This window comes from Xanthomonas sp. SHU 166 (assembly GCF_000364685.1).
In the GTDB taxonomy this organism is placed as follows: domain Bacteria; phylum Pseudomonadota; class Gammaproteobacteria; order Xanthomonadales; family Xanthomonadaceae; genus Xanthomonas_A; species Xanthomonas_A sontii.
Window position 1 is genome coordinate 1 of sequence record NZ_AQOJ01000777.1, and the last position, 7164, is coordinate 7164.

The 7164-nt window shown below is 68.4% G+C and carries 5 protein-coding genes; 3 read left to right on the forward strand and 2 right to left on the reverse strand.

What is annotated here, in order from left to right:
• On the reverse strand, nucleotides 1-2166 hold a 2166-nt coding region (gene acnA, locus D180_RS18035; protein WP_017913895.1), incomplete at its 3' end, for an aconitate hydratase AcnA.
• 149 nt (nucleotides 2167-2315) lie between these two features.
• Between acnA and D180_RS18040 the strand changes: the two genes are divergently transcribed.
• From D180_RS18040 to acnB, 3 genes are read left to right on the forward strand one after another with little or no spacing between them, the layout of a single operon-like run.
• The gene (locus D180_RS18040; RefSeq protein ID WP_010343322.1) at nucleotides 2316-2579 is read left to right on the forward strand and encodes an AbrB/MazE/SpoVT family DNA-binding domain-containing protein; all 264 of its coding nucleotides are present in this window, start codon (nucleotides 2316-2318) and stop codon (nucleotides 2577-2579) included.
• The gene (locus tag D180_RS18045; RefSeq protein WP_017913896.1) at nucleotides 2576-2983 is read left to right on the forward strand and encodes a type II toxin-antitoxin system VapC family toxin; all 408 of its coding nucleotides are present in this window, start codon (nucleotides 2576-2578) and stop codon (nucleotides 2981-2983) included. Before D180_RS18040 ends, D180_RS18045 begins: the two co-directional genes overlap by 4 nt.
• A gap of 52 nt (nucleotides 2984-3035) precedes the next feature.
• Entirely contained in the window at nucleotides 3036-5627 is a 2592-nt protein-coding gene (gene acnB / locus D180_RS18050) for a bifunctional aconitate hydratase 2/2-methylisocitrate dehydratase (RefSeq protein ID WP_010343320.1), read from the forward strand.
• A 132-nt stretch (nucleotides 5628-5759) separates the two neighbouring features.
• Here acnB and D180_RS18055 read toward each other — a convergent pair.
• The coding region (locus tag D180_RS18055; RefSeq protein WP_043091299.1) for an EAL domain-containing protein at nucleotides 5760-7164 on the reverse strand (1405 nt) is incomplete at its 5' end.

Below are 7164 nucleotides of genomic sequence, written 5' to 3' on the forward strand. Positions count from 1 at the left end.
CACGCCGCGCTCCTGCAGGAAGCGGCCCGCCGGCGAGTCCTTCTTGATGTTGCCGGCCGGGGAGATGTGGTCGGTGGTGATCGAATCGCCGAACAGGCCCAGCACGCGCGCGCCGTGCACGTCCTCGATGCGGCCGACCTGCATGGTCATGCCGTCGAAGTAGGGCGGGTTCTTGATGTAGGTGGAGGCGCCATCCCACGCGTACAGCTCGCCATCGGGCGAGGCGATGGTGTTCCAGCGGCTGTCGCCCTTGAACACGTCGGCGTAGTTCTGCTTGAACATCTCCGGGCCGACCGTGGCGGCGATGGTGTCGCCGATCTCCTTGTTGCTCGGCCAGATGTCGCGCAGGTACACCGGCTGGCCGTCGCTGCCGGTACCCAGCGGGTCGCGGGTCAGGTCGATGTCGGTGGTGCCGGCGATGGCATAGGCGACCACCAGCGGCGGCGAGGCCAGGTAGTTCATCTTCACTTCCGGATGCACGCGGCCTTCGAAGTTGCGGTTACCCGACAGCACCGAGGCCACCACCAGGTCGTCCTTGGCGATCGCCGCGGAGACGTCCTCGGGCAGCGGGCCGGAGTTGCCGATGCAGGTGGTGCAGCCGTAGCCGACCACGTAGAAGCCGAGCTGCTCCAGGTCGCGCATGACCCCGGCCTTCTTCAGGTAGTCGGTGACCACCAGCGAGCCCGGCCCGAGCGAGGTCTTGACCCACGGCTGCGCCTTCAGGCCCTTGGCCACGGCATTGCGCGCGAGCAGGCCGGCGCCGAGCATCACCGCCGGGTTGGAGGTGTTGGTGCAGGAGGTGATCGCCGCGATCACCACCGCGCCGTCGCGCAGCTGCCAGCCGGAGCCGCTGGCCTCGGCGTCCTGCGCATGCGCCGCCTGGGCACCGACCGCGGTGCCGCCGCCGCCTTCGTTCTTGAGCCGGTCTTCCTGCACGGCATCGCTGCGGCGCTTGGCGCGCGCGTCGGCGAACGGCACCAGGCTGTCGCGGTAGTTGCGCTGCATGTCTTCCAGCAGCACGCGGTCCTGCGGGCGCTTGGGGCCGGCCAGCGACGGCTTGACCTCGCCCATGTCCAGTTCCAGGACCGCGCTGTATTCGGCATGCGCGCTGTCGGCGTCGTGCCACAGGCCCTGCGCCTTGGCGTAGGCCTCGACCAGCGCGATCTGCTCCTCGCTGCGCCCGGACAGGCGCAGATAGGTCAGCGATTCGGCGTCGATCGGGAAGATGCCGCAGGTGGCGCCGTACTCGGGCGCCATGTTGCCGATGGTGGCGCGGTCGGCCAGCGGCAGGTGCTGCAGGCCGTCGCCGAAGAACTCGACGAACTTGCCGACCACGCCGTGCTTGCGCAGCATCTGCGTCACCGTCAGCACCAGGTCGGTGGCGGTGGCGCCTTCGGGCAGCTTGCCGGTGAGCTTGAAGCCCACCACCTGCGGGATCAGCATCGACGAAGGCTGGCCGAGCATCGCCGCTTCCGCCTCGATGCCGCCCACGCCCCAGCCGAGCACGCCGATGCCGTTGATCATCGTGGTGTGGCTGTCGGTGCCGAACACGGTGTCCGGGTAGGCGATGGCCTCGCCGTCGCGCTCGCCGGTCATCACCACCCGCGCCAGGTGCTCCAGGTTGACTTGGTGCACGATGCCGGTGTTCGGCGGCACCACCTTGAAGTTGTCGAAGGCCTTCTGGCCCCAGCGCAGGAAGCCGTAGCGTTCCTTGTTGCGCTGAAATTCGATCTTGCCGTTGAGGTCCAGCGCGTCGGGCTTGCCGAACACGTCCACCTGCACCGAATGGTCGATCACCAGTTCCGAGGGGATCAGCGGGTTGATCTGCTCCGGGCGTCCGCCGAGCTTGACCACCGCATCGCGCATCGCCGCCAGGTCGACCACGCAGGGCACGCCGGTGAAGTCCTGCAGCACCACGCGCGCCGGCATGAAGGCGATCTCGGTGTCGGGTTCGGCCTTGGGATCCCACTTGGCCACCGCCTCGATGTGGTCCTTGCCCACGGTCACGCCGCCGTCTTCGTGGCGCAACAGGTTTTCCAGCAGGATCTTCAGCGAGTAGGGCAGGCGGGCGATATCGAAGCGCTCGGCGAGCTTGGGCAGGCTGTAGTAGGCGTAGCGTTGGCCGTTGACCTCGAGCGAGGCGCGGGTGGAAAAGGAATCGCTCATCACGGAACTCCTATGGCGTCGCGGCTGTAGGGACTGCGGTCATTCTGACCGATTCAGTGTGTATGGCAGGTGTGACCGCCGCTGTATGCGGGCTTGAGTATGACGCTTCAAGTATGTAAAATTCGTACATACCTTGTGGAGCCCGCCCGATGGAAGCCACTGTCGCCGAACGCGGTCAGATCACCCTGCCGAAGGCCGTGCGCGATGCGCTGGGCCTGAGCAAGGGCACCATCCTGAAGGTGGAACTGGACGGCGGCCGGATCATCCTGCGCAAGAGCGTGGACGATGCCATCTCGCGCGCCCGCGGCCGCTTCAAGCTCGACGGCTTCGCCAGCACCGACGAGGCGATGCGCGCCATCCGCGGCCGTGCCCCGGGCGATCCGTTCGAACCCGAGCCCGACGCCGGCGCATGATCGCCATCGACTCGTCCGTGCTGGTCGACCTGCTGGCCGACGGCCCGCAGGCCGACGCCACCGAAGCCTGCCTGCGCCAGTGCCTGAGCACCGGCCCGGTGGTGGTCTGCGACATCGTCCTGGCCGAAGTCTGCAGCGCGCTGCGCGACGGCGCCGAGGCCTTGTCGGTGCTGGAGGACATGAGCATCCGCTTCAGCGCGCTGGAGGCCAAGTCGGCCTTGCGCGCCGGCGAGATGCAGCGCCGCTTCCGCGCCCGTGGCGGCAAGCGCGAGCGGGTGGTGGCCGATTTCCTGATCGGTGCGCATGCGCTGCTGCAATGCAATGGCCTGATCACCCACGACGACCGTTTTTTCCGCGATTACTTCAAAGGCCTGAAGATCATCGTCCCCAAGCCTGCCGGCTGACGCCGCGCCGCCGCTGCCGCACATCCCTACCGTATTTTTCCGGAGAACCCGCATGTTGGAAGCCTATCGCCACCACGTTGCAGAGCGCGCCGCGCTCGGAATCCCGCCGCTGCCGCTGAGCGCGCAGCAGACCGCGCAGGTCATCGAACTGCTGAAGAACCCGCCGGCCGGCGAGGAGCAGTTCCTGGTCGAGCTGCTGAGCCACCGCGTGCCGGCCGGCGTCGACGACGCCGCCAAGGTCAAGGCCTCGTACCTGGCCGCGGTCGCCTTCGGCAGCGAGACCACCCCGCTGATCTCGCCCACCCGCGCCACCGAACTGCTGGGCACCATGCTCGGCGGCTACAACATCCATCCGCTGGTCGAGCTGCTGGACAACGCCGAGCTGGGCGCCGTCGCCGCCGAGGGCCTCAAGCACACGCTGCTGATCTTCGACGCCTTCCACGACGTGCAGGAAAAGGCCGAGGCCGGCAATGCGCACGCCAAGGCCGTGCTGCAGAGCTGGGCCGAGGCCGAGTGGTTCACCAGCAAGCCGGAAGTGCCGCAGAGCCTGACCATCACCGTGTTCAAGGTGCCGGGCGAGACCAACACCGACGACCTGTCGCCGGCGCCGGACGCCACCACCCGCCCGGACATCCCGCTGCACGCGCTGGCGATGCTGAAGAACAAGCGCGACGGCGCCCCGTTCGAGCCGGAAGAAGACGGCAAGCGCGGCCCGATCCAGGCAATCGCCGACCTCAAGGCCAAGGGCCACCTGGTCGCCTACGTCGGCGACGTGGTCGGCACCGGTTCCTCGCGCAAGTCGGCGACCAACTCGGTGCTGTGGTGGACCGGCGAGGACATTCCGTACATCCCCAACAAGCGCTTCGGCGGCGTGTGCCTGGGCTCGAAGATCGCGCCGATCTTCTACAACACCATGGAAGACGCCGGCGCGCTGCCGATCGAGCTGGACGTGTCGCAGATGGAGCACGGCGACGTGGTCGAACTGCGTCCGTACGAGGGCAAGGCGCTGAAGAACGGGCAGGTGATCGCCGAGTTCGCGATGAAGTCGGACGTGCTGTTCGACGAAGTGCGTGCCGGCGGCCGCATCCCGCTGATCGTCGGTCGCGGCCTCACCGCCAAGGCGCGCGAGTTCCTGGGCCTGCCGGCCTCGACCCTGTTCCGCCTGCCGATGGACCCGCCGGACACCGGCAAGGGCTTCTCGCTGGCGCAGAAGATGGTCGGCCGCGCCTGTGGGCTGCCGGAAGGCCAGGGCATGCGCCCGGGCACCTACTGCGAACCGAAGATGACCTCGGTGGGTTCGCAGGACACCACCGGCCCGATGACCCGCGACGAGCTGAAGGATCTGGCCTGCCTGGGCTTCTCCGCCGACCTGGTGATGCAGTCGTTCTGCCACACCGCGGCGTACCCGAAGCCGGTGGACGTCAAGACCCACCACACCCTGCCGGAGTTCATCTCCACCCGCGGCGGCGTGTCGCTGCGTCCGGGCGATGGCGTGATCCACAGCTGGCTCAACCGCATGCTGCTGCCCGACACCGTCGGCACCGGCGGCGACTCGCACACCCGCTTCCCGATCGGCATCTCGTTCCCGGCCGGTTCCGGCCTGGTGGCCTTCGCCGCCGCCACCGGCGTCATGCCGCTGGACATGCCCGAGAGCGTGCTGGTGCGCTTCAAGGGGCAGATGCAGCCGGGCGTGACCCTGCGCGATCTGGTCAACGCGATCCCGCTGTACGCGATCAAGCAGGGCCTGCTGACCGTGGCCAAGCAGGGCAAGAAGAACATCTTCTCCGGCCGCATCCTGGAGATCGAAGGCCTGCCGGAGCTGAAGGTGGAGCAGGCGTTCGAACTGTCCGACGCTTCCGCCGAGCGGTCGGCCGCCGGCTGCACGGTGCGCCTGAACAAGGAGCCGATCGTCGAGTACCTGACCAGCAACATCACCCTGCTGAAGTGGATGATCGCCGAAGGCTATGCCGACGCGCGTTCGCTGGCGCGGCGGATCAAGAAGATGGAGGAGTGGCTGGCCGACCCGCAGCTGCTCGAGCCCGACGCCGACGCCGAGTACGCGGCGGTGATCGAGATCGACCTGGCCGACATCCACGAGCCGATCGTGGCCTGCCCGAACGACCCGGACGACGTGAAGACCCTGTCCGACGTCGCCGGCGCGGCGATCGACGAAGTGTTCATCGGCTCGTGCATGACCAACATCGGCCACTTCCGTGCCGCGGCCAAGCTGCTGGAAGGCAAGCGCGACATCCCGACCCGCCTGTGGGTCGCGCCGCCGACCAAGATGGACGCCTCTGAGCTGACCAAGGAAGGCCACTACGGCACCTTCGGCGCCGCCGGCGCGCGCATGGAAATGCCGGGCTGCTCGCTGTGCATGGGCAACCAGGCGCAGGCGCGCGAGGGCGCCACGGTGTTCTCGACCTCCACCCGCAACTTCCCCAACCGCCTGGGGCGGAACACCAACGTGTACCTGGGCTCGGCGGAACTGGCGGCGATCTGCTCGCGCCTGGGCCGCATCCCGACCAAGGAGGAGTACATGGCCGACGTGGGCGTGATCAAGACCAGTGGCGAACAGATCTATCGCTACATGAACTTCGATCAGATCCAGGACTACCAGGACGTGGCCGCGACGGTCGCGGCCTGATCGCCCCGGCGATGCGCTGACGCGACGTGCCGCCGATGCGGCACGGTCGCAACGAAAAAGCCCGGCACTGCCGGGCTTTTTCGTTGGTGGTGCCTGCGCTGCGTACGACGGCGGGTTCGCCGCTTGCCTGCGCTAGGCCTGTGGTGCGGACGCTCGCCCCTGCAGCCAGTGTTCCAGCGCCGCCGCCGGCAGCGCCGGCGCGAACAGGAAGCCCTGCAGCACGCGGCAGCCCAGCCGCGCCAGGAACGCGCGTTGCGCTTCGGTTTCCACGCCCTCGGCGACCGTGTGCATGCCCAGGGTCTCGCCGATCCGCAGCACCGAGGTGGTCAGCGCCCGCGAAGTCTGGCAGTGCTCCAGGTCGCTGACGAAGCTCATGTCCAGCTTGAGCTCGTTGACCGGCAACTGGTGCAGATGGCTGAGGCTGGAATAGCCGGTGCCGAAGTCGTCCAGCGACAGCAGCACGCCGCTGGCCTGCAACTGGCGCAGGTTGGCCAGCACCGCGTTGGTGTTGGAGAGCATGACGCTCTCGGTCATTTCCAGTGCCAGGTCGGCCGGCTGCAGGCCGGACGCGGCGAGCAGGCCTTCCACCCGCGTGGGCAACTCGGGGTCGGCGAAGTTGTTCGCCGACAGGTTCACCGCCACGCGCGGCACCGCGATGCCGCGCAGACGCCAGTCGGCCATCTGCCGGCAGGCTTCGCGCAAGACCCACTGCCCGAGTTCGTCGATCAGCCCGCATTCTTCGGCCATCGGCACGAACCGCGCCGGCGAGATCGCGCCGAGATTGGGATGTTCCCAGCGCAGCAGCGCCTCCACGCCGTACAGCGCGTGCGGCGCCTGGCTGTCCAGCTGCGGCTGGTAGTGCAGTTGCAGTTTGTCGCGATGCAGGGCGTCGCGCAGCGCGGTCTCCATCGCCACGCGTTCCTGCGCCATGCGGTTCATGTCGGAACTGAAGTAGCACACGCTGTCGCCGCCCTCGCGCTTGGCCCGGAACATGGCCAGGTCGGCATGGCGCAGCAAGGTCTCGATGTCGCGGCCGTCGTCGGGGAACATGGCCACGCCGATGCTGGCGCTGGGGTGCAGGGTCACCTGGCCGACCACCAGCGGCTCGGCCAGCGCCAGCAGCAGGCGTTCGGCGACGCCGGCGGCCTGCTCGACGCTGCAGTTCGGCAGCATCAGGACGAACTCGTCGCCGGCCTGGCGACCGACCAGATCGGTCAGGCCCAGGGTGTCGCCGATGCGCCGGGCGATGTCGCGCAGCAGGCCGTCGCCGGCGGCATGGCCCTGGGTCTCGTTGATGCGCTTGAAGCGGTCGAGGTCCACGAACAGGATCGCCACCGGTGCGCCCTGATGCTCGGCGGCGGCCAGCGCCTGCTCGGCGCGGGCGCTGAACATCACCCGGTTGGGCAGGCCGGTGAGCGAATCGTAGAAGGCGAGCTGGTGCACGCGTGCCCTGGTCTGCTCGCGCTCCAGCGCCAGGGCGCACAGATGCACGCAGAGCTCGATCAGACGCAGGTGCCAGGCCAATGGCTCCCGCCCC